Origin of the sequence: uncultured Faecalicoccus sp., assembly GCF_944327125.1 — a bacterium.
Classification (GTDB): Bacteria; Bacillota_I; Bacilli_A; order Erysipelotrichales; family Erysipelotrichaceae; genus Faecalicoccus.
In genome coordinates, this window is sequence record NZ_CALVGO010000020.1 from 1 (window position 1) to 22627 (window position 22627).

The following is a 22627-nucleotide window of genomic DNA, read 5'->3' on the forward strand; positions in this document are numbered from 1 at the left end:
ACCTTGTTTTTGTCCCTTGGAGTAGCCCTGTTTTTGCCCCTGGGAGTAACCTTGTCTTCTTCCTTCTTGTAACCCATCTTCATAGATGCCCTGACTGAAATTGCACATTTTATCTACCTCCCTGCCGAGTTCTTCTGTTATCAGTATATCATATTTTTCTGTCAGTATCTTTTTTATATACTGTGGTTCGCTCTTCATCACAAACAGTACATACAGTAAAGACATCATGTCCTTTTTCAGTTCGTCTTTTCTTTTTGGCAGATAGATCATGACAATGGAAAGAAGGTCATAATTTTTTAGATCTTCCCTGTATTGTCCTGTATGAATGTTTTGATGTAAGGAATACTCCAGAATGGAGTCTTGTTTTCGGGTGGCCGGATGCATACAGATCCAGATGGTATGTGCTTTTTTCATCTTTGGATACTCGTCTTTCTGAAATCCGGAAGGATCATTTTTCTGTCCGGCAACCAGCCTTGTCCCGTAATAAACGGCTCTTCGAATCAGGGGATAGGAAGGTTCTTTCTGCTGGGCTTCGATATTGATCCGATGGCCTTCGATCTCAAAGAGCAGATCGTACTGGATCCTGGCCCCGAAAACACTTTGATCCTCGGTATTATGTGATTTCAGGATCTCATGAAAATAAGGATCCAAACGATCCTGAATTTCCTGAAAGGACTGTTTGGAAAAGTGGGAAACACATTCTTTCAGGATGTAGGAAAGGATCTGTTTGTGAGACAGGATCTTCTTTACGCATTCATCGTATGCATTCATTTTCTTTTCCAGAGTATCGGATAAAATTTGATTCATTGATATCACCACATATATATACGATGAAAACATGTGACTTTGTCTAAAAAAAACAGATCCACATCAAGTGAATCTGTTTATATAATTATTCAGACTGCATAGAATCCGTTAAATCAATGGATTCGGCTTCTAAACTGGCATCTCCTAAAATGCTTTCGGTTTCGATCGGTTCTTCTTTCAAGCTGGCTTCATCATCCAATGAAGATTCTGTGCCGGCGATTTTTTCGAACTCATCATCCTTTGTATCGCGTAAACGGGCCAGCCTCTTTTCACGAAGTTCCTGGGCCTTGGCCTTTACCAGTTCATTTTGCGGACGGTTGCCTGTGCATCCCGTTCCGGCAGGAATCAGTTTACCGATAATAACGTTTTCTTTCAAGCCAACCAGATGGTCAACCTTTCCTTTGATGGTTGCGTCCGTAAGAACCTTGGTCGTTTCCTGGAAACTTGCCGCCGAAAGGAAGGAATCCGTTTCAACACTGGCTTTGGAAATTCCAAGCAATACCGGTTTGAACTGTGCCGGTGTTTTCCCTGACAACAAGGCATCGCGGTTAATCTTTGTGATTTGATTCAGAGATAACTGAACTCCCACATTGAGATCTGTGTCTCCGCTGTCGATAACGATCACACGTTTCATCATCTGTTTGATCATAACTTCCAGATGCTTATCCGAGATCTCGATACCTTGAGACTGGTATACCTTCTTAACTTCTTTTAAGATGTAGTCTTGAACTTCACGAACGCCGGCAACACGAAGCAGTTCTTTTGGATCCAGCGGACCTTCTGTCAAAGCCGTACCGGCTTCGATATGTTCACCAACCTGCACCCAAGGACGCATGGACTGGTTTGCGTTGATCTTATGTGAAATGCTTTCACTTTCGTTGGTGATGATGACTTCCTGACGCATCGTACCTTCGATTCGTTCAATGGAAGTGATCTCCCCACTGATCTGTGCAATGACCGCAACCCCTTTTGGACAGCGGGCTTCAAACAATTCTTCAACACGAGGAAGACCCTGCGTGATATCTCCGGTTCCTGAACCGGCAACCCCACCGGTATGGAAGGTACGCATGGTCAGCTGTGTACCTGGTTCCCCAATACTCTGGGCAGCCATGATACCGATTGCTTCTCCGACTTCGACATCCTTACCGGTTGCCATATTGCGTCCATAACATTTACGGCAGACACCCGATCTTGATTTACAAGTAAATACAGAACGGATATACATACCTTCAATGCCGGTATCGACAATGCGTTTTGCGATTTCTTCTGTGATGAATTCATCGCTGGCAATGATCAGTTCCCCAGTGTTTGGATCGACAACATCCTGTTTTGAATAACGTCCGATCAGACGATCCATCAAAGGTTCGATCACCGTGTTGTTCTTACGGTCGATCAAAGCTTCTACCCAGTATCCTTTATCGGTACCGCAATCGTCTTCCTTGATGATCACATCCTGTGCGACATCAACCAGACGACGAGTCAGGTAACCCGATTCAGCAGTCTTCAAGGCGGTATCGGTCAAACCTTTACGCACACCATGGGTACTGGTAAAGAATTCAGATACATTCAGACCTTCACGGAAACAAGAGTAAATTGGCACCTCGATGATTGAAGATACATACTCGCCCCCGCTGGATTTACCATGACCTGGCTTAGCCATCAATCCACGCATACCGGCCAGCTGGGTAAAGTTGGAACGGTTACCACGGGCTCCGGAACGAGCCATCATGTTGATTGGGTTTTTACGAGGCAGATTGTTGAGCAGTTCGTCAGCAATCTCATCTTTTACATTTTCCCAAAGTTTATTTAAATGGCGTTCCCATTCTTCCATCGTCAGCATACCTTTGCGCTGCAGATATTTTAATTCTTCGGCTTTTTTACGTCCATATTCAACGTGTTCTTCCTTGTTTGGGGCCACCTCGATATCGCTTAAGGATACCGTGATACCGGCAACCGTGGAATACTTGAATCCCATGGACTTGATCTGGTCAAGGATCTCGGCTGTCTGATCCACCGAATAACGGTTGAAGACTTCGGCAATGACCTTTCCCAAATCTTTTTTCTTAACGGCTGGTGTAATTTCCAGCTCGGCAATATATTTCTGAACGTTGACCGACGGCTGAATAAAGTATTTATCCGGCGTCTTTTCAAAGTTTTCCTTAGAGACTTCGTTTAAGTAAGGGAAGTCTTCCGGGAACATGGAGTTGAAAATGATCTTACCGACCGTAGTGACCAGGTAATCCTTTTCATGGGCTGGATCAAAGCTTGTCTTGTTCAGGCCTTTTACCGGAAGGGCGATACGCGAATGCAGATGCACCTGTCCTGTCTGATAAGCCATCATGACTTCTTTTTCATCCAGGTAAACATGTCCTTCGTTTGCGGCATAAGTAGCCCACTGTTTCGCTTCCTTAGGACATCCTTTTTCTTCATAGCGCTTTGCTTCTTCTTCCAGTTCGGCTTTGGTTTCTTCCATTGTCAAATAGAAGTTTCCCATGACCATATCCTGTCCTGGCGTAACGATTGGTTTACCATCTTTTGGCCCCAGGATATTGTGGCTTCCCAGCATCATGACAAGTGCTTCGGCACGTGCTTCTTCACTCAACGGTACGTGGATGGCCATCTGGTCCCCGTCAAAGTCGGCGTTGAAGGCCGTACATACTAACGGATGCAGACGCATAGCGCGTCCTTCTACCAATTTTGGAAGGAAAGCCTGGATTCCCAAACGGTGAAGCGTTGGAGCACGGTTCATCAAGACTGGATAGCCGTCAATAACTTTTTCTACGACATCCCACATCTTAGGATCACGGCGTTCGATCAGTTTTTCGGCATTTTTCGGATTGGCAGCCAGTCCTTCGTTTACGATCTCGTTGATCACAAACGGTTTGAACAAGTTGATGGCCATCTCACGAGGGATCCCGCACTGATACATCTTCAGATCCGGTCCTACCGCGATAACGCTACGTCCAGAGAAGTCCACACGTTTTCCTAACAGGTTCTGACGGAAACGTCCCTGTTTTCCCTTCAGGGAATGAGACAGTGATTTTAAGGCACGGCCTCCCGCTCCCGTGATCGGTTTCGAACGGCGTCCGTTATCGATCAGGGCATCTACGGCTTCCTGAAGCATACGCTTTTCATTCTGTACGATGATGTTTGGCGTTCCTAAGTCCAACAGTTTACGCAAACGGTTGTTTCGGGTAATGACACGGCGATAGAGATCATTCAGATCGCTGGTCGCAAAACGCCCGCCGTCCAACTGAAGCATTGGTCTTAGATCCGGTGGTATAACCGGAATATTGGTCAGGATCATCCATTCCGGTTCGTTTTCACTATGACGGAAGGCATTGATCGTATCCAAACGTTTGATCAGTTTTTTACGTTTTTCTCCCTGCGCTTTATCCAGAGCATCCTGAACATCCTGATACTCCTGTTCCAGATCCACATCCTGCAACAGGCGAAGCACAGCTTCCGCTCCTGTCTGCGCAGTAAAGGCATTGGCTCCATAAATGGCCATGTTTTCGCGGTATTCGCGTTCGGAAAGAATCTGCTTATAGGCAAGATCAGTATCCTTTGGATCGGTTACGATGTAGCTGACAAAGTAAACAACTTCTTCCAATTGTTTTGGTGTGACATCCAGTAAAAGCGCCATTCTTGAAGGAATACCGCGCAGATACCAGATATGCGCAACCGGTGCTGCCAAATGAATGTGACCCATGCGTTCACGGCGCACGCTGGCTTTGGTGATCTCAACCCCGCAGCGGTCACATACAACACCTTTAAAACGTACTTTCTTATATTTACCGCAGGCGCATTCCCAGTCTTTGGTAGGACCGAAAATGCGTTCGCAGTACAGACCATCGCGCTCTGCTTTCTGAGAACGATAGTTGATCGTTTCGGGTTTTGTCACTTCTCCATGAGACCATTTTAAGATCGTTTCCGGAGAGGCAAGACGAACCTGGATCGAGGCAAAATTATTGATTGACATAGTTTTTACTCAGCCTCCTCTGTTTCTGTTTCATCTTGTGTTTCTTCCATATCATTGACCAGCTCTTCCTGATGCACAGGCATAGCGGCCACCGGTGTATCGTCATCATCGTCTGGATTCAGATCCACTTCGTTGTTGTTTTCATCCAACAAGCGGACATCGATTGCCAGACCTTGCAGTTCGTGTACCAGAACGCGGAAAGATTCTGGAACGCCTGGTTCTGGAATATCTTTTCCTTTGATGATGGCTTCATAAGTCTTGATACGTCCCTGGATATCATCGGACTTGATGGTCAGGATCTCCTGCAGCGTATGGGCAGCCCCATAAGCTTCCAGGGCCCAAACTTCCATCTCTCCAAAACGCTGACCACCATTCTGGGCTTTACCACCCAGCGGCTGCTGCGTAACCAGAGAATAAGGTCCGGTTGCACGGGCATGCAGTTTATCGTCAACCATGTGGGCCAGCTTGATCATATACATGACACCCACGCTGATTCGTTCATCGAATGGCTGTCCGGTCTGTCCATCATAAAGAACCTGTTTTCCATCGCTGGTCATCTGGGCTTCTTTCATGATGTCGGCCAGTTCCTCATTGGATACCCCGTCGAATACCGGTGTGGCGAATTTCACACCCAGTTTCTTGGCGGCATATCCCAGATGGATCTCCAGGATCTGCCCGATGTTCATACGGGAAGGTACACCAAATGGATTCAGAATGATATCGATTGGTGTTCCATCGGCCGTGAACGGCATATCTTCGATTGGAAGGATCTTAGAGATAACACCTTTGTTTCCATGACGTCCAGACATCTTATCTCCTTCAGAGATCTTACGTTTCTGAACGATATACACTTTAACGCGCATGTTGACTCCCGGAGGAAGCTCCGAGCCATCTCCTCGCTTGAAGACACGGACCGAATGTACGATACCGGCTCCTCCATGAGGAACTTTTAAAGAGTTGTCACGAACTTCGCGTGATTTCTCACCGAAGATGGCCAGTAACAGTTTCTCTTCCGGAGAGACCTCGCTCTGTCCTTTTGGCGTTACCTTACCAACCAGGATATCGCCTTCTTTTACTTCGGCTCCAACCATGATGATTCCATTTTCATCCAGTTTGCGGACCGCGCTTTCTCCTACGTTAGGAATATCGCGTGTGATCTCTTCCGGACCCAATTTGGTATCACGGCAGTCAATATCATATTCTTCGATATGGATCGAAGTATACACATCATCGCTGACCATACGTTCAGACATAATGATGGCATCCTCGTAGTTGTATCCATACCAGGTCATATAGGCAATGGTTACGTTTTGTCCTAAAGCCAGTTCTCCGTTTTCCATAGACGGACCATCGGCCAGAATGTCACCTTTTTCAACCTTTTCGCCCACTTCAACGATTGGACGCTGATTGATGCAGGTAGAGGCATTGCTGCGGGCAAACTTACGCAGCTGGTAAGTACGTTCATTTCCTTCTTCGTTTTCCACAACGATGCGCAGACTGTCAACATAGGTAACCGTTCCATTTTCTTTGGCAACGATTCCAACCCCAGAGTCTTTGGCAATCTTATGTTCGATTCCCGTTCCGACATATGGTGAATGCGGCTGCAGCAATGGTACGGCCTGACGCTGCATGTTGGCCCCCATCAGGGCACGGGAAGCATCGTCGTTTTCCAGGAATGGAATACAAGCCGTGGCTACGGATACAATCTGTTTTGGACTGACGTCGGCCAGTTCTACATCTTCGCGGTTGGCGATGATCGTTTCCCCGCCTTTACGAACTACGACATGTTCATTGATCAAACGGCCGTCACGAACCTCATTGGCCTGAGCGATCAGGTAGTCGCTTTCTTCATCCGCGCTTAAGTAAACGGCTTTTTCCTGTACCGTTCCATCTTTATTTACGATTCGATACGGTGTCTGAATGAACCCGTATTCGTTGATCTTGGCATACGAAGTCAAGTTGGAGATCAAACCGATGTTTGGACCTTCCGGTGTTTCGATCGGACAGATACGTCCGTAGTGTGAAGTATGAACGTCACGCACTTCGAATCCGGCACGGTCACGTGTCAGACCGCCAGGTCCCAAAGCCGAGATACGGCGTTTGTTTGTCAATTCTGCCAGCGGGTTTTGCTGGTCCATGAACTGCGACAGCTGAGAACTCGAGAAGAATTCTTTGATGGCAGCCGTCAATGGACGGATGTTTGTCAGTTTTCTAGGTGACAAATTCTCCAGTTCCTGGATCGACATACGTTCTTTTACGACACGTTCCATACGGGAAAGCCCGATACGGAACTGGTTCTGGATCAGTTCTCCCACCGAACGGATACGGCGGTTTCCTAACATATCGATATCATCGGTCGTTCCTACGCCTTCCATAACATTTAAATTATAAGAGAAGAAAGCGTACATATCCGACATCGTGATCGTGTGTTTGTTGGCGAATGGATCGTTTCCGCAAATTTTGATCTGGTCCCCTGCCTTGTCAACGACATAGACTTCCTGGACACAGGCACCGATCAGCCATGCGGTGATCTCTTCGTTTAAAGCACGCTGTGATACGGCAAATACCGCATCGGCTTCCAGTTTGTCTGGTTCAACACCGATTTCATAACGGTCAACCACCAGTTCCATTTCGTCATCGACGATGTCCTGTCCTTTGGCGTTGGTCAAACGGCCTAAGGCATACAAACGCTGACCATAGTTGAACACGGCCTCGCTGTTTTCACTGGTCAGGACAACCGGACGGGCAATCAAGCCTCCATAGATAGGAACTTCTTCGATGGAAGCCAGAGCTTCGATATCCTGTGGACATAAAACAGTTCCTCTTTCATAGATCACACCATCCACTTCCACATCTTTGGCCAGGATACGGCCGATCAATCCGGAATGGTAAGAAGTCGGAATCGATACAACATCTGCTTCATGGAATTCACTGCGGAAAGGATATGGTGTACAGTATGTCCCTTTGGCCAGTTCTTCACGAAGTGCGTTTCTCTGGTCACGATGGATCATCGTTCCTTTTTCCATAAACACATTGCCGTCTACATCCACGATGTCATGGGCCAGTGTCGTATTGTTCATGCGGGCGATCGCATTTAATTTTTTACGTAATTTATAACGTCCTGCCTTAGTCAGATCATAACGGCGATGATCAAAGAACTTCGCCTGCATCAAAGTGATGGATCCGTTCAATGTAGGGATCTCATCGCTTCGCTGATTTTCATAGAAAGACAGTAAAGCTTCCTGCGTCGTTTTTACTTTATCGTTGAGCAGGGTATTTTCGATTTCTTCATATTTTCCAAAGAAGGCAGTATACAGTAACAGATACAGATTCATGTATTCACGGTCTTCTGGATCGGTGGCGACATCCTCCCAGTTTCTTCCCATGGCCTTCAGGAAAATTTCCATCTGGGTCGTATCGCTGGTGTTTTCGTTGACTTCCAGATTCAAAGACATTCCAATGGCTTTGAAAAGGATCGTGAACAGAACCTTACGTCTTCTGTCGATCGATACATTGATCGTTTTCCCGTTGGACGTCTTCTTCTGTTCGGTCATGAACTCAAGCCAAGTACCACGGCTGGGGATCAGTTCACAGGCATAGTTTTTCTTTCCTGTTTTTTCATCATAGCTTTCCGAAAAATAAGCTCCCGGACTACGTACGATCTGAGAGACGATAACACGCTCTGCCCCATTGATGATGAACGTTCCTGTTTCTGTCATCAAAGGGAAATCCCCTAAATATACTTCTTCGTTCTTGGTGACCACTTCTCCGGTATCCGGGTCCATGATCTCCAGTTCCATTTCTGCATAAAGAGGAGCGGCATAGTTGCACTCTCTGTACATGGATTCCTCCGCATTGTATTTTGGCTGTCCAAAATGATAACGGATAAAATTCAATTTGATATTTTTCCCATAGTTCTCTATTGGATAGATCTCTTCAAATACTTCTTGGATCCCTTGTTTGAGAAACCACTTAAATGAGTTGGTCTGGATCTCAACAAGGTTTGGTAATTCCAGTTTTCCACTAACTTTGGAATAGTCTCGACGTGTCGCTTTTTTGCCACATTCGAGGATGTGATACGCTTTGTTTGTGTCCATGCATGCCATCCTTTCGTTGATTGATTTTTGTGCCTTCCAGTCCGCAGGGCGCACTTCCCCCATAGACTATTATGCAATTTATTATATTATCTTAGAGATTTCAAATTGTCAATTTGATTTGCGCATTTTTTTCGACTTTTTTTCAAAAGAAAAAACCTGTCACAGGAACAGGTTTTTCATCTCATTGCTTGGGTTCAAAAGCGCTTTTCGGTGCGTTACACAAAGGACATCTCCAATCCTCTGGCAATTCATTGAAAGGTACGGCTTCTTGACTTTCGTCATACACATAGCCGCAAATTGAACAAACATACTTCATTTTGACCTCTTTCTACCAGCGTTTCGCTGAATATGTTTTCTTTAATTTCAGTATATTCTTTCTTTTATTCTTTATCCATTCAAATGCCCATCAAAAAAACAGCTCCTTTTACGAAGCTGTCCTTTTTCTAATACAATTTGGCGCCGGCTGGGATCGCGCTGTCCAAAACCAGTACGTTCAGGCGTTCTTCCCCGGCTTCACTATGTACAGCCGAGATGATCATACCGCAAGAATCGATTCCCATCATCTTGCGAGGTGGAAGATTGGTGATGGCCACCAGGGTCTTGCCGATCAATTCTTCAGGTTCATAGTAATCGTGGATACCGCTTAAGATGATACGGTCTTCCCCGCTTCCATCATCCAATACAAACTGTAACAGTTTCTTCGATTTTGGAACGGCTGTACAGTCTTTGACCTTCACAGCTCTAAAATCGGATCTTGAGAAGGTCTCAAAGTCCACGAAGTCTTTGAACAACGGTTCGATCTCTACCTTGGAGTAATCGATCGTCGGTTTCTTATTGGTCAAAGAATGAACTTCTACCGGAATCAATGGTACACATTCTTTTTCTTTTTCGATACGTGCGCCTTTGGATTCTCCGGTCAGTTTCATATGCGGGAACAAGAGCACTTCGCGGATCGTTCTTTGATTGGTCAGAAGCATCACGAAGCGGTCGATTCCCAGTCCGACTCCGCCGGTTGGCGGCATGCCGTATTCCAGAGCTTCGACATAGTCGACATCCATTTCATTGGCTTCTTCATCCCCTAGATCACGAAGTTCCAACTGTTTCTCAAAACGTTCTCTCTGGTCGATTGGATCGTTTAATTCCGAGAAGGCATTGGCGTATTCATGGCCGCAGATAAAGAGCTCGTAACGATCGGTAAAGCGCGGATCGTCTTTACATTTCTTGGCCAGCGGGCTGATCTCAATAGGATACTCGTAAACAAAAGTAGGCTGTGTGATCGTTTCTTCGACATATTTGTCAAAGAACAGCTGAATGATGTGACCTACTGAATTGTGGATCTTTTCCACTTCGATCTCGTGTTCTTTGGCCAGCTGACATGCCTGATCGTAATCGGTGATTTCCTTAAAGTCGATGCCGGTCTTTTCCTTGATGGCTTCACACATGGTAATGCGCTTGAACGGGGCCTTCAAAGAAATTTCCTGCCCCTGATAGGTGATCTCGGTGGTTCCCAGCACTTTATTGGCGACATGGTCAAACAAGCCTTCGATCAGATCCATCATTCCATGCAGATCACTGTAAGCCACATAGGCTTCCACGGTCGTAAATTCCGGATTGTGCGTGGCGTCCATTCCTTCGTTTCTAAACAGACGGCCAATCTCATACACACCTTCCAGACCGCCAACGATCAGACGCTTCAAAGGAAGCTCTGTAGCAATACGCAAATAGAAAGGCATGTTCAGTGTATTGTGATGTGTGATAAACGGACGGGCAGCGGCTCCGCCTAAGATAGGCTGCAGTACCGGTGTTTCCACTTCCATCAAACCTTGTCCGTCTAAATACTCCTGTACGGCACGAATGATCTTTGGACGTGTCAGGGCAATGTGCTTGGCTTCCGGATTCATGATCAAGTCCACATAACGGCGGCGGAAACGTTCTTCCACATCCGTCAAGCCATGGAACTTTTCAGGCAGAGGGCGCAAAGATTTTGATAAATGCGTATAGACCATGGCACGAACCGAAAGCTGTCCATGGTCGGTCTTCATCACCGTTCCTTCGATTCCCACGATATCTCCAATATCGTTTTTCTTAAAGATCTCGTATTGTTCTTCGCCGATCACATCTTTACGCACATAGATCTGGATCTGCCCATCGACATCCTGAATGTGCATAAAGCCCGCTTTCCCCTGACGGCGTTTGGTCATGATTCGTCCTGCCACTTTGACATGAACATCGAGTTCCTGTAATTCTTCTTTGGTCTTGTCTTCGTACTGGGCGATGATCTTTCCTGAGGTTGTTGTGCGCTGATAGGCGCTTCCAAAGGGATCGATTCCCATATCGATCAGATCCTGCATCTTTTGACGACGCACGCGTTCTTGTTCCGTAAGTTTCTGTTCAGCCATGATTTTCTCCTTTTCTCCAATAAAAAAAGCATCCATCCAAGGGACGAATGCTCGTGTTACCACCCTAATTTGTCTTCTAGATCACTCTAGAAGGCCTCTTTCACTGTCGATAAACAGTGTTTCCTTTAATGCAGGAAATACAAACAGCTCCAAGGTTTTATTCCTTTAAGTCCTGTGCTTTTTTCCACCACCCAAAAGCTCTCTGTAACATTTTCTTAAAGTACTCGTCCTCTTCTTTGCCTTGATATCGCTTGTATGGTACTAGACTGGAAGGGGTTTGTCAAACACTTTCGAGCTCTTCCAGTGAAATCGGACCCGGCCTAAGGATCTGCAGGCGATCTTTTGTGCAGTCTACGATCGTAGACGCCTGTAAAGCTTTGCATCTTCCTAGTACGATCCCATCGATGTCAGGAAGCTGTTCAAAGACATCGTCGCTGGTCAAAGCCGTCTTCTGGCCCGATTGGTTGGCACTGGTCACTAAAAGCGGGGTATCCAATAGATCGATCAGTTCCAGAATAAATGGTTCATCCGGGATCCGCAAGGCAATGGTATCCAGCCCGTTGGTGTATGACGAAGGGACTTCATCCCTGACTTTGAGGACCAGGGTCAAAGCACCGGGAAGAAACTTCTGCGCAATTCTTTTGACTCTTTCATCGACATAAGCCACTTTTTCCATCTGGGCAATGGAAGAAACCATCATCGGGATCGGTTTGGTTTCCGGACGATGTTTGGCGTTTTTCAACCGTTCCAGATCGTTTAGATCGCCATAGAGTACGCCTACGCCATAGACCGTATCGGTAGGCAAAGCGATGATTTCATGGTTTTTCAAACAGTCCGCCACCCGACGGACTTCTTTTCTGTCATAAGTTTTCATAAAGACTATTATAAGTTTGTGATAGAATAGATACAAGCAAAAAAAGGAGGAACCTATGTTTGAGAACACGATCTGTGCCATATCCACAGCCCTGCAGGAAGGAGCCATTTCCATTGTCCGCATCAGTGGAGAAGAAGCGATATCCATCGTCAGTCAAATCTTCACCAAAGATCTGCGTTCGGTTCCTTCACACACGATCCATTATGGAAATATCGTTGATGAAAACGGAAAGCCTGTCGATGAGGTCCTGGTCTCGGTATTCCGGGCACCCAAAACCTATACAAGAGAAGATGTGGTCGAGATCAACTGTCATGGCGGCATCTTCATTACCCGCAAGATCCTTTCGCTTGTCTTAAGCAAAGGGGCTTCCTTGGCCAAACCTGGTGAATTTACTCAGCGTGCCTTTTATCATGGCCGGATCGACCTTTCACAGGCAGAAGCCGTACAGGATATGATCGAGGCCACTAACGACAGTGCCGCCCATATGGCCATCAAAGGCATCAAGGGAAGTGTAAAAAAACTGCTTGCGCCTTTGATTGAAGATCTGTTGGATATCATTGCCCAGATCGAAGTCAACATTGATTATCCGGAATACGAAGATATTGAACAGCTGACGGAAAACGACCTGTTGCCCAAGACCAAAAAATGGCTGGCGCAAATCGATGCGATCTTAAAGAAAGCACAGACAGGACAAGTCTTGAAAAAAGGAATCGACACGGTGATCGTCGGCCGTCCCAATGTGGGAAAAAGTTCGTTATTGAACGCATTACTGGAAGAAGACAAGGCCATCGTGACCGACATAGCCGGAACGACCCGCGATATTGTCGAGGGGCAGATCCATATCGGTTCGATACAGCTCAATCTGATCGATACGGCCGGGATCCGTAAGGCAAGCGACAAGATCGAACAGATCGGGATCGAAAAAAGCCAGGAAAAGCTCAAAGAGGCCGCTCTGGTTCTTCTGGTTCTAGATGGCAGTGCACCTTTGACAAAAGAAGATAAAGAACTCCTGGAGAAGACAAAAGACAAGATGCGTCTTGTGATCTGGAACAAAGACGATCTGTCCAAAGGAAACAAGGAAGGCATCTGCATCTGTGCCAAAGACCATCAGATCCAGCCATTGATCGACGCTTTGGAGTCGCTGTATGAAAACGATCTGTTAAAGGAAGAACCAGTCCTTTCCAACGAACGTCAGATCGGTCTGTTGCATCAGGCCAAAGAAGATATGCAGCGCGCTAAAGAAGCCTTGGAAGCGCATATTGAACCGGATCTGGTGGAAATTGATATCCAGCAGGCCCACGATCACTTGAAAGAGATCCTGGGAGAAGTCAGCCGCGAGGATCTTCTGGACACTTTATTCTCAAAATTCTGTTTAGGAAAATGATTCTAAACAGTTTTCTTTTGGTTAAAAATCCTGTATATTGTACAAGCACACAATAATAAAGGAGACTAAACTATATGATTTACTTAAAAATCGGTTTGGCCTGTCTGTGCCTTGGCCTGGCCGCCGATCTTGTATATTTGATTCATAAATGGATGCCGCAGATCAATATAAAGATCCTGATTGGTCTGGCCCTTCTTTTTATCCTTCCCTGCATTACCTTTAACACTTTGTTCCCGGCCTTCTATTTTCACTTTTTCTGTTTTCTGGCAATCACACAGCTGATCTATTTTCTGATTCACAAGCCGGTCAATCTGATTCTGTTTGTGGTCCCCCTGGTTCTGACTGCCGGGGTCTTGGGTTATGGGGTCTACAACCTTCGCCATATTCAGCCGGTGACGTATACATTGACCACATCAAAAGATATCAAGGACACACGGATCGTCTACCTTGCCGATTTTCATTATCCGAATGGAATGACCAAGGCTTCTTTAAAAAAGCTGATTGCCCAGCTCAAAGAAGAAAAACCAGATTTTTATTGCCTGGGCGGAGATATCGTGGATGAATTCACGACCAGAAAGGAACTAAAAAGCTTATCGGATTCTCTGGGTGCCTTAACAGAAGTGGCGCCGGTCTACTACGTATATGGAAACCATGATAACCAGCACTATTCTTCCAAGCCGGTCTTTACCAAGGAAGAGATCAAAGCCGAACTCTCCAGAAACAATATTCAGACCCTCCAGGACACCGTGATCCAAAGCGAAGGTCTTCTATTGATCGGACGGGAAGATGCCGAGCAGGCCGATCGAAAAGAACTGGAACAGCTGATGGATCAAAATAACGAAGCGTATACGATCGTACTGGATCACCAGCCAATAGACCTGGAAACCTGCATGGAAAACGGGGTCGACCTGCAGCTCAGCGGTCATACTCACAATGGGCAGATCTTCCCTTTAGGACTTTTGTCTTCCTTGTTTCATGTCAATGAACATGACTATGGAATATTAAAAAAAGGTGATTTTACACAAATCACCACTTCCGGCGTTAACGGCTGGGGCTTCCCGCTTCGTACCCAGGGACAGAGTGAGTATCTTGTGGTCCAGCTAAAAGCTTCATAACTTCGCCGACAAAATATAGAGAACCGCATACCAGAGAAGGACGCCTTGTACTTGACAGGCGTTCTTTTAATGTGTCCATGGAAAGGATCGGATACCCTAAGGTTTCCAAAGGATACAGGCGGTCATTTTCAAAATTCACCAGCGTGATCGAATCGGACAATGTCTTTAACGTCTCGATCATCAAATTCGCATCTTTTTCTTTAAGCACTGAAAAATAGATATCTCCGTCCCATGTCTTCAGGGAAGAAACCAGGGCTTCTATGCCATCTTCATTATGGGCTCCGTCTACCAGGATCAAAGGATCTTTACGAAGGACCATGCACCGGCCGGCAAACGAAAAGGCATCAATGGTTTCCTGAAGCATCGGATAGCGAAGACGGAAACCTAAATGATATAACGTATCACAAGCCAGTACAAAATTCTTGATTTGATAGGCCGGATGATCAAACACCAGGGTTCCGTCACGGTATTCAAAAAAAAGCTTGTGCTCCCATTCTTCATAGAAAGGCATATACGAATAATACAGAGGGCAGCGCACCTGTCTGGCTCTTTGTTCCAGCACAGCCTGACAGTCTGGATCTTCTTCACAAGTCAGGGCCGGCGTGCCCGGTTTAAAGATCCCGCTTTTTTCCCAGGCAATCTTTTCCTTGGTGTCTCCCAAGATCTCCGTATGTTCCAACCCGATATGGGTCAAAAGGGTTGCCTGATAATCTAAAGCCGTAGTGGCATCGAGTCTTCCTCCCAGTCCCACTTCCATGATCGCATAGTCGACTTTCCGTTCCAGAAAATAGGCCAGGGCCAGAAAAAGATCCATTTCAAACATTGTAAAGGCTTTTTCTTCAAACAGCGGCATATACCGGTCGATCAGTCTTTCCAGATCGGCATCCGAGATCATCGCTTGATCGATCGATATTCTCTCGTTATGACAGATCAAATGCGGTGAAGTAAAAACGCCGGTCACAAAGCCCAGCTTTTGAAGCAGCAAGGATAACCAGGTGCACGTGCTTCCTTTTCCGTTGGTGCCGGCCACCTGGATCATCTTCAGCTTCTTATGATCTGGAAGATAGGTATCCACCAAATGACGGAACGCATCCAGATCCATATTTCTGTTTTTCTGTTTTTCCATTTTTAAAATTTTATCGTACAGGTCCATGATTCGTATTATAATAGAAATCAGAAAAAACTTCCATGGAGGATGCCTATGAACTTCAACAATGACTGGCAGGAACTCTTTGATACCGAGATCCAGAAGGACTATCTCAATAAGATCAATTACTTCCTTGCCCATGAATATAAAACAAAAAAGATCTATCCCCCAAAGGAAAAGATCTTCAATGCGTTTTTGACCACTTCTTTAAAAGATACCAAGGTCGTGATCCTGGGGCAGGACCCTTATCATCAGCCCGGACAGGCTCAAGGCTTTGCGTTCAGCGTGCCAAAGAATATCAAGATCCCGCCTTCTTTGGTCAATATCTATAAAGAAATCGAAGACGAATACCAGGTCAAACTGCATCGAAGCGGCGATCTGACGGATTGGGCCAAACAAGGTGTGTTACTGTTGAACCCGATCTTAACGGTGGAAGACTCCAAACCTTTGGCACACCAGAACATCGGATGGCAGCGTTTCACAGATGAAGCCATCAAACGCATCAATGAAAAAGAAGACCCGGTTGTCTTCTTATTGTGGGGATCAAAAGCCATTCAAACCAAACGTTTTTTAAACAACCCTAATCATTTGGTGTTGACCAGTCCGCATCCAAGTCCATTAAGTGCTTACCGCGGGTTCTTTGGCAACGGCCATTTTAAAAAGTGCAACGAATTCCTGGCAGCCCATGGAGTGGAACCGATTCGTTGGTTTTAAAAAGAATAAAATGAAACGATTTATCCAAGCCATTATGTATGGCGCTTCTTATTCCCACATACATCCAATGAGTATATTCACTAAGTTCGCCTGCATGATCAATCGTCCGTAATCCCCAATTTATCGCCTTTTTATATTTAGTGGGTTAAAAATAATTCACTTCCATTGTATCCAGACAAAGACAGGCCAGTCTGCTTGTTTCATCATTCATGGCGCAGCCGCAGTCAATGTCGATATAGCGGGCGGTTTTTAAATCTCCTGTATCGCAATACACCGTAAGATCATAATGATAGTTTTTTACGATAGTATGCCCGGCGACGATGGTTTTTCCTTCCAGTAAACTCCTTTCAGGATCCATGCGGTCCCATACAAAATGTAAGGCATCTTCGATATCGTTTCGATAGAGGATCGCTTTTTCTTTCGCAGGGCCAGGAGCGCTGTGGCAAAGGTAGAAATGGCGCTCATTGATCACAAGGTCCGTATAGGCAAACGGGAGCTCTTTTAAGGATCGAAACACGAAATCTTTATCCTTTTGATCGGCTTTTTTATAAGCTTCCATCGTAGGTATACCGCCATTAAGGATCCAGTTGAAAAGGATCATATAATCATTGGGAATGTTTCCGTTATTGGCTTCCAGAACTTCCAACATCATATATTCGTGATTCCCCATCAACAGCTGAACATTGTTGCGGGACAGAACGTCTTTTAAGATCGTAAATCCATCAGGTCCTCTGTCGATCACATCACCTAAGATGATCAATCGATCTTGATTTTCTAAATCGATACGGCGTAACAATTCAAAATATTTTTCACTGAGTCCATGGATATCGCTGCATACGTAGGTGGCCATAAATTTCTCCTTTATTTCATTATATATCAAAAAAAGACGGGGATTCCCGTCATTCGTTGTCTTTATGAAATTTTTTGGGTTTGATGGCATCCGGCACCTTGAACAAAGGAAACAGGAAAATCAGAATAGGATAGATTTCTAATCGTCCTATCAACATGGCTACACTCAAGACAAACTTAGAAAAGCCGGAAAACATCGCAAAGCTTCCTAACGGCCCGGCCAACCCAAATCCTGGGCCGACATTTCCAATACAAGTAAAGACAGAACTGATGGTTGTCTCGAAGTCAAGGTTGTCTAAAGAGACTAAAATGATGCATCCAAATAATATTAGGATAAAACATCCAAAGAAAGTCATGATGGCTTGTACGGTGGATTCGTCTACGATCTTGCCATCCATGGTAATGGCCTGTACTTTCTGTGGATGGATCAGGCGCTGGATATCGAGCTTGATCTTCTTGAGGATGATCACAAAGCGGGATACTTTGATGCCGCCGGCCGTCGATCCGGCACAGGCCCCCAAAACCATAAGGATCAGTAAGATCGATTTTGAGAACATCGGCCATAAGTTAAAGTCGGTCGTGGAATATCCGGTCGTCGATATGATCGTTGCGACTTGGAAGGAAGAATAGCGAAGTCCTTCAAAGAAGCCGCCATACATATTGGAAATATTCAAGGCGATCAAGATCATCGAAGAAGCAACCACAAAGATATAGGTCCGAAGTTCTTCGCTTTTAAATACTTGTTTGAACTGTTTTATCAACAAGAAGTAATACAAGTTGAAGTTGACCCCAAACAGCAGCATGAACACGGTGATCACGATCTCATAGTAAAGGTTGTTGTATTCACCGACGCCCAATGGAGAAATACTGAATCCTCCGGTTCCTGCTGTCCCAAAGGTATAGCACAGGGTATCAAACAAAGGCATGCCGCCTGCCAGAAGGAAAAGAATACAGAGGATGGTCAGTCCCATATACATCTTATATAAAAGCGCGGCGGTCTGCTGGATACGGGGCACAAGTTTACCGATAACCGGTCCTGGTGACTCCGCACGGATAATGTGCATGGAGCGTTCATTGGCTTTAGGCATAAAGGCCTGAATGAACACCAGGATCCCCATTCCGCCGATCCAGTGGGTAAAGCTTCGCCAGAAAAGGATCCCCTGGGAAAGCTTGGTCACATCGGGCACGATGGAAGAACCTGTGGTCGTAAATCCGGATACGGCTTCAAAGAAGCAGTCGATAAAGCTGGGGATCTCCTGAGAAATAAAATAAGGAAGTCCTCCAAACAGACTGGCCGTGATCCAACAAAGGCCTACGGCAATCATTCCATCACGGGCAAAGAAATCTCTTTGGGATCGCTTGATGCGGGACAGGGCAAATCCCACGATCAGACAAATCGCAATGGTAATCAAAAAATCATAGACGACTTGTTCATGATAGATCAAAGAACAAATCGTTGGAAGAAGCATCAGCAAGCCTAAACAAATCAAAACGTATCCGTTAAGATTGGCGATCAGGCTCCAGTTGATCTTTCTAAGTTTTCGTCTAAGCCAGTACATCGTTGATATCCCTCAATCCGGCAATTTTACTAATCAAAATCAGACTGTCGCCCAGCTGAACATACGTATCCCCCTGAGCTACCTGCGGTTTTCCTCGATGGGTGATATAGGCCACTAACATGTCGTTTTTAAATTTCAGATCTTTTAACGGTACGCCAATAAATTTACAGTTTTCGCGAACGCGGAATTCCAGCACTTCCACCCGGTCGTCCACGATCTTGATCAATGATTCAATGTTGGAGCCCACACTGTTCTGCATGGCGCGAACATACTGACAGATCTGGTTGGCCGTAATATTTTTAGGCGTGATTGCGTTTTCCAAACCGAGTTTCTCCAATAAGAACCCTAAGGAAACACGGTTCACTTTTGGAAGTACGTTTTGTACCCCCAGGCTGGAGGCAAACATAGAAATGATGACGTTTTCTTCATCGTTGTCTGTCAAAGCGACAAAGCCATCCATATCTTCCAGATTTTCAGAGCGCAGCAGTTCGTGATCGGTTCCATCGCCATGAATGACCGTAATGGAAGGAAAACGTTCAACCAGGCTGAGGCAAACGTCTTTGTTTTTTTCAATGACTTTGACTTCCATTCCCAGACGCAGTAAAAGACGAACCAGATAGAAAGTGATACGGCCGCCGCCGATGATCATGATCTCCTGGATCTTGTGATTCTTTAAGATCTTGATTTCCTGATAGAATTTTTCCAGTTCCTGCATAGAACCTGTCAAAGAGACTTTGTCGCCTTCCTGGATAATGGTCTGTCCATCAGGGATAATGATCTCATTCCCTCTTTGAATAACACAGAACAGGACCGTGGAATTGTAACGGGAACTGATTTCCATCATGTTCTTTCCAATCAGCGGGCTTCCTTCTTTGATCTTGATCTCGGTCAATTCCATTCGCCCTTTGGCAAAGGAAGTCGCCTTGATGTTACTGGAAAAGCGTAGAGAACGTACGATTTCCAAGGCCGCTGCCATTTCCGGGTTGATCTGCATCGATAAGCCCAGATCTTCTTTCATCATATTCAAAGCACTCACATACTCTGGGTTACGAATACGCGCAATGGTATTTTTCGCACCCAGTTTTTTAGCGAGCATACAACAGATGATATTGATCTCATCCTGACTGGTTACCGCAATCAAGAGCTCGCACTCTTTAACGCCAGCTTCCTTTAATACGTCAACATTGGCTCCGTTTCCTAAAACGCCGATAATATCCAAACGATTCATCGTTTCATCCAGAACTCTTTGTTTGTTCTCAATGATCGTGACATCGTGTCCTTCCTGATCCAGCTGAGAAGCCAGGGCAAACCCGACTTTCCCGTCTCCTACTATCGCAATCTTCATATCTCTCTCCTTGTGTAAACTGTATCCATTGTAGTCGGCTTAATTCAATGAATCAAGATGAATATAAAGATTTTATAAAGATTTTAAGCGTAGTTTTTTCATTTCTTTTAAAAGAATCCGATAAATAAAACAAAATTGTATATTTATATCCATTTTTTCCTATGGATTCATACTTCATCTTTATGGTTTCTTTGTATCGAGCCAAAAGAATTCTATAAGTCCAATTTTTAGTACACGTCATGTTATATAATGGTATTGAACAAGAAAGGAGGCTGTTGACATGAAGCCAATTTATTTCACGATTGCGGGTACGAATCACTACTATGGATCGGATTTTATGAAACCAGATATGATCGTATATTTGGAAAAAGACAAAGACAACACGCATGACAAGGAAGCCATTGCCGTAAAAATGGCAGGTTTGGATACCGTTGGTTATGTGGCGAACAGTCCCTATACGGTGCTTGGGGAAAGCTACAGTGCCGGTCGTCTTTATGACCGAATCAAAAAGAATGCAACCGGTAGAATTGTCTATGTTTTACCACAAGGTATTCTTTGCCGGCTGGATGAAAAAAGTATAAAGTGATATTATGTGGAACACAAACAAATTCAACCAGCTTGCGACCCATTGTTTACAGAGAACGGCGAATACCAATCCAGGAAATAACCCCCTTATTTCTCCATTGTCTATTCTGTCCGTTCTCTTTATTCTTATGGATGCCGCCAATGGAAAAACAAAAGAAGAATGTTTAAAACTTGTCAAAGACATGGTTTCTTTGAATGATTTTATGACATTGTATGAAAACTCATCAAAAGCGCTGTTTTTTTCTAATGAAATTCATCTTCAACAATCTATATTCGATACCATTGATCCAGCATTTTTAAAAATGTTTCAGAATCAATACCATGGAAAATGGGTCCCTTCCACTCAATTATTTGAACTGATCAATACAACAGCATTTCAGGGCACATGGATAAAGCCATTCAAAGATTCTGAGAAAGATTGGTTTATCAATAGAGATGGGACAAAATCCAGATGTTGGATGATGAAAAAAGTAGAACATACGTATATTGAAAATGAAAGTTTTACAGGGTTTATGAAATCGTATCAATCGGGTGATGCCTTTATCGCATTGCTTCCTAAAGAAAAGGATTATGATTTCTTATTAAAAAACATAGAAAAAATAGATTTTTCAAGCCTTGCCTTAAAAGCCCAACGATATGATGTAGATATATCCCTGCCTAAATTTGAAGTGAATTTCAACGCAGATTTAACTTCCCTGCTTCAGAATTTGAGCACCCATGAACTCTTTACGGGAAGAGCTGATTTATCCAAAATGACAAAAACGCCATTAAAGATCGATAAAATTGTTCATGAGGCTAAAATCAAAGTATCGGAAAAGAACACGATTGCCGTCGCAAAAACGCATGGAATTGCCGCATCTGGTATGGACAGATATGAGTCGAAATCTGTATGCCTGAATCGCCCATTCATCTATGCGATTTTACATTTTGATGGATCCTCTCAACAATTCATTCCTATATTCACAGGAGTCTTAAACCAATTATGAAAGCACTATTATTCCCTTCATCCTTTTTCGATAGAAATCAAGTTGATGAAGACCTTAAAACAGAATACGTTGCAGCTCTTCAAACTAAAGAATTCGACATCTTTTTATTCGACTATGATGCCTGGTTCAACAATAAGAAAGTAAAACTTTCTTCAATTCCTGAAAAAGAAACATCTGTGATCTATCGGGGATGGATGATGACTCCAGAAACATATTCTGCATTTTATCAACAGTTACGCAAACAAAACATAAACTTAGTCACAACGCCAGAAATGTATGAAAAATTTCACCTGTTCCCGCATATCTATCCAAAGATCAAAGAGGATACACCTCGCATTTTAACGGTTCCTCTTTATCAGAGAATCCATATTCAAGATGTTCTCAAAAAATTCCCTCGATTTATCGTCAAAGACTATGTGAAATCTGTTAAAGATTCTCGTTTCCCTAAGTACTTTGACGCAAGCTTTGATCAAAACCAATTTGATCAGTATATGAAAGAGTTTTATCAATATCGGGGAGATCTTTTAACCAAAGGCATCTGTATCAAGGAATATGTGGATTTGAAAAGATATGAAAAACGAACAAACGAAGTTCGAGTCTTCTATTTTGATCAAAACATCATCAGTGTTTATCAAAACTCAAGCCAGCCAGAAAACTCTCCAATGCCTCCTGTTGAATTAATCCAGAAATATCAATTTCTGGACAGTCGCTTTTACACCATTGATTACGCAGAGCTTAAAGATGGTTCCTGGATCATCATAGAGACTGGAGATGGATCTGTATC

General features: G+C 44.5%; 16 protein-coding genes and 1 other annotated feature. Of the genes, 6 read left to right on the plus strand and 10 right to left on the minus strand.

The features are described from left to right. The 6 genes from Q0K03_RS03905 to Q0K03_RS03930 form a co-directional block, all read right to left on the minus strand. Window positions 1-807: hypothetical protein (locus tag Q0K03_RS03905; protein WP_297237937.1), on the minus strand; the 807-nt coding region annotated here is incomplete at its 3' end. A gap of 85 nt (window positions 808-892) precedes the next feature. Then, window positions 893-4789 carry a DNA-directed RNA polymerase subunit beta' gene (rpoC, locus tag Q0K03_RS03910; RefSeq protein WP_297237940.1) on the minus strand — a complete coding sequence of 1299 codons (3897 nt, stop codon included), beginning with the start codon at window positions 4787-4789 and terminating at the stop codon, window positions 893-895. Between the two features lie 5 nt (window positions 4790-4794). Then, window positions 4795-8886, minus strand: coding sequence for a DNA-directed RNA polymerase subunit beta (locus tag Q0K03_RS03915; protein WP_297237942.1), 4092 nt, complete (start codon window positions 8884-8886; stop codon window positions 4795-4797). Between the two features lie 181 nt (window positions 8887-9067). Beyond that, window positions 9068-9202, minus strand: a complete 135-nt coding sequence (locus Q0K03_RS03920) for a rubredoxin (protein ID WP_297237944.1) — start codon at window positions 9200-9202, stop codon at window positions 9068-9070. A 127-nt stretch (window positions 9203-9329) separates the two neighbouring features. Then, entirely contained in the window at window positions 9330-11285 is a 1956-nt protein-coding gene (gene lysS, locus Q0K03_RS03925) for a lysine--tRNA ligase (RefSeq protein ID WP_297237946.1), read from the minus strand. A gap of 36 nt (window positions 11286-11321) precedes the next feature. Further along, window positions 11322-11531, minus strand: a binding site (T-box leader). A 34-nt stretch (window positions 11532-11565) separates the two neighbouring features. Further along, a complete protein-coding gene (locus tag Q0K03_RS03930; RefSeq protein ID WP_297237948.1) occupies window positions 11566-12159 on the minus strand; it encodes an L-threonylcarbamoyladenylate synthase in 594 nt (197 codons plus the stop codon). 55 nt (window positions 12160-12214) lie between these two features. Here Q0K03_RS03930 and mnmE point away from each other — a divergent pair, with 55 nt between their 5' ends. After that, entirely contained in the window at window positions 12215-13543 is a 1329-nt protein-coding gene (mnmE, locus tag Q0K03_RS03935) for a tRNA uridine-5-carboxymethylaminomethyl(34) synthesis GTPase MnmE (protein ID WP_297237950.1), read from the plus strand. 74 nt (window positions 13544-13617) lie between these two features. Further along, window positions 13618-14658, plus strand: a complete 1041-nt coding sequence (locus Q0K03_RS03940) for a metallophosphoesterase (RefSeq protein ID WP_297237952.1) — start codon at window positions 13618-13620, stop codon at window positions 14656-14658. Here the strand turns inward: Q0K03_RS03940 and Q0K03_RS03945 are convergent. Beyond that, window positions 14585-15784 carry a Mur ligase family protein gene (locus tag Q0K03_RS03945; RefSeq protein ID WP_297237953.1) on the minus strand — a complete coding sequence of 400 codons (1200 nt, stop codon included), beginning with the start codon at window positions 15782-15784 and terminating at the stop codon, window positions 14585-14587. The genes Q0K03_RS03940 and Q0K03_RS03945 overlap by 74 nt on opposite strands. 75 nt (window positions 15785-15859) lie before the next feature. Here Q0K03_RS03945 and Q0K03_RS03950 point away from each other — a divergent pair, with 75 nt between their 5' ends. Then, complete coding sequence (locus tag Q0K03_RS03950; RefSeq protein WP_297237955.1) at window positions 15860-16519, plus strand: uracil-DNA glycosylase; 660 nt, start codon at window positions 15860-15862, stop codon at window positions 16517-16519. A 145-nt stretch (window positions 16520-16664) separates the two neighbouring features. On the opposite strand, the gene Q0K03_RS03955 is transcribed toward Q0K03_RS03950, so the two are convergent. From Q0K03_RS03955 to trkA, 3 genes are read right to left on the minus strand one after another with little or no spacing between them, the layout of a single operon-like run. Then, complete coding sequence (locus Q0K03_RS03955; RefSeq protein ID WP_297237957.1) at window positions 16665-17369, minus strand: metallophosphoesterase; 705 nt, start codon at window positions 17367-17369, stop codon at window positions 16665-16667. A 49-nt stretch (window positions 17370-17418) separates the two neighbouring features. Beyond that, window positions 17419-18927, minus strand: coding sequence for a TrkH family potassium uptake protein (locus Q0K03_RS03960; protein ID WP_297237959.1), 1509 nt, complete (start codon window positions 18925-18927; stop codon window positions 17419-17421). After that, window positions 18914-20272, minus strand: a complete 1359-nt coding sequence (gene trkA, locus Q0K03_RS03965) for a Trk system potassium transporter TrkA (RefSeq protein WP_366774986.1) — start codon at window positions 20270-20272, stop codon at window positions 18914-18916. The genes Q0K03_RS03960 and trkA overlap by 14 nt, the downstream gene beginning before the upstream one ends. Before the next feature lie 280 nt (window positions 20273-20552). Between trkA and Q0K03_RS03970 the strand changes: the two genes are divergently transcribed. The 3 genes from Q0K03_RS03970 to Q0K03_RS03980 form a co-directional block, all read left to right on the plus strand. After that, window positions 20553-20858 carry an HIRAN domain-containing protein gene (locus Q0K03_RS03970; RefSeq protein ID WP_297237961.1) on the plus strand — a complete coding sequence of 102 codons (306 nt, stop codon included), beginning with the start codon at window positions 20553-20555 and terminating at the stop codon, window positions 20856-20858. 4 nt (window positions 20859-20862) lie between these two features. Continuing rightward, window positions 20863-21843 (plus strand): serpin family protein, encoded by a 981-nt coding sequence (locus Q0K03_RS03975; RefSeq protein WP_297237963.1) that lies wholly within the window; start codon window positions 20863-20865, stop codon window positions 21841-21843. Next, window positions 21840-22627: ATP-grasp domain-containing protein (locus tag Q0K03_RS03980; RefSeq protein ID WP_297237966.1), on the plus strand; the 788-nt coding region annotated here is incomplete at its 3' end. The genes Q0K03_RS03975 and Q0K03_RS03980, both read left to right, overlap by 4 nt.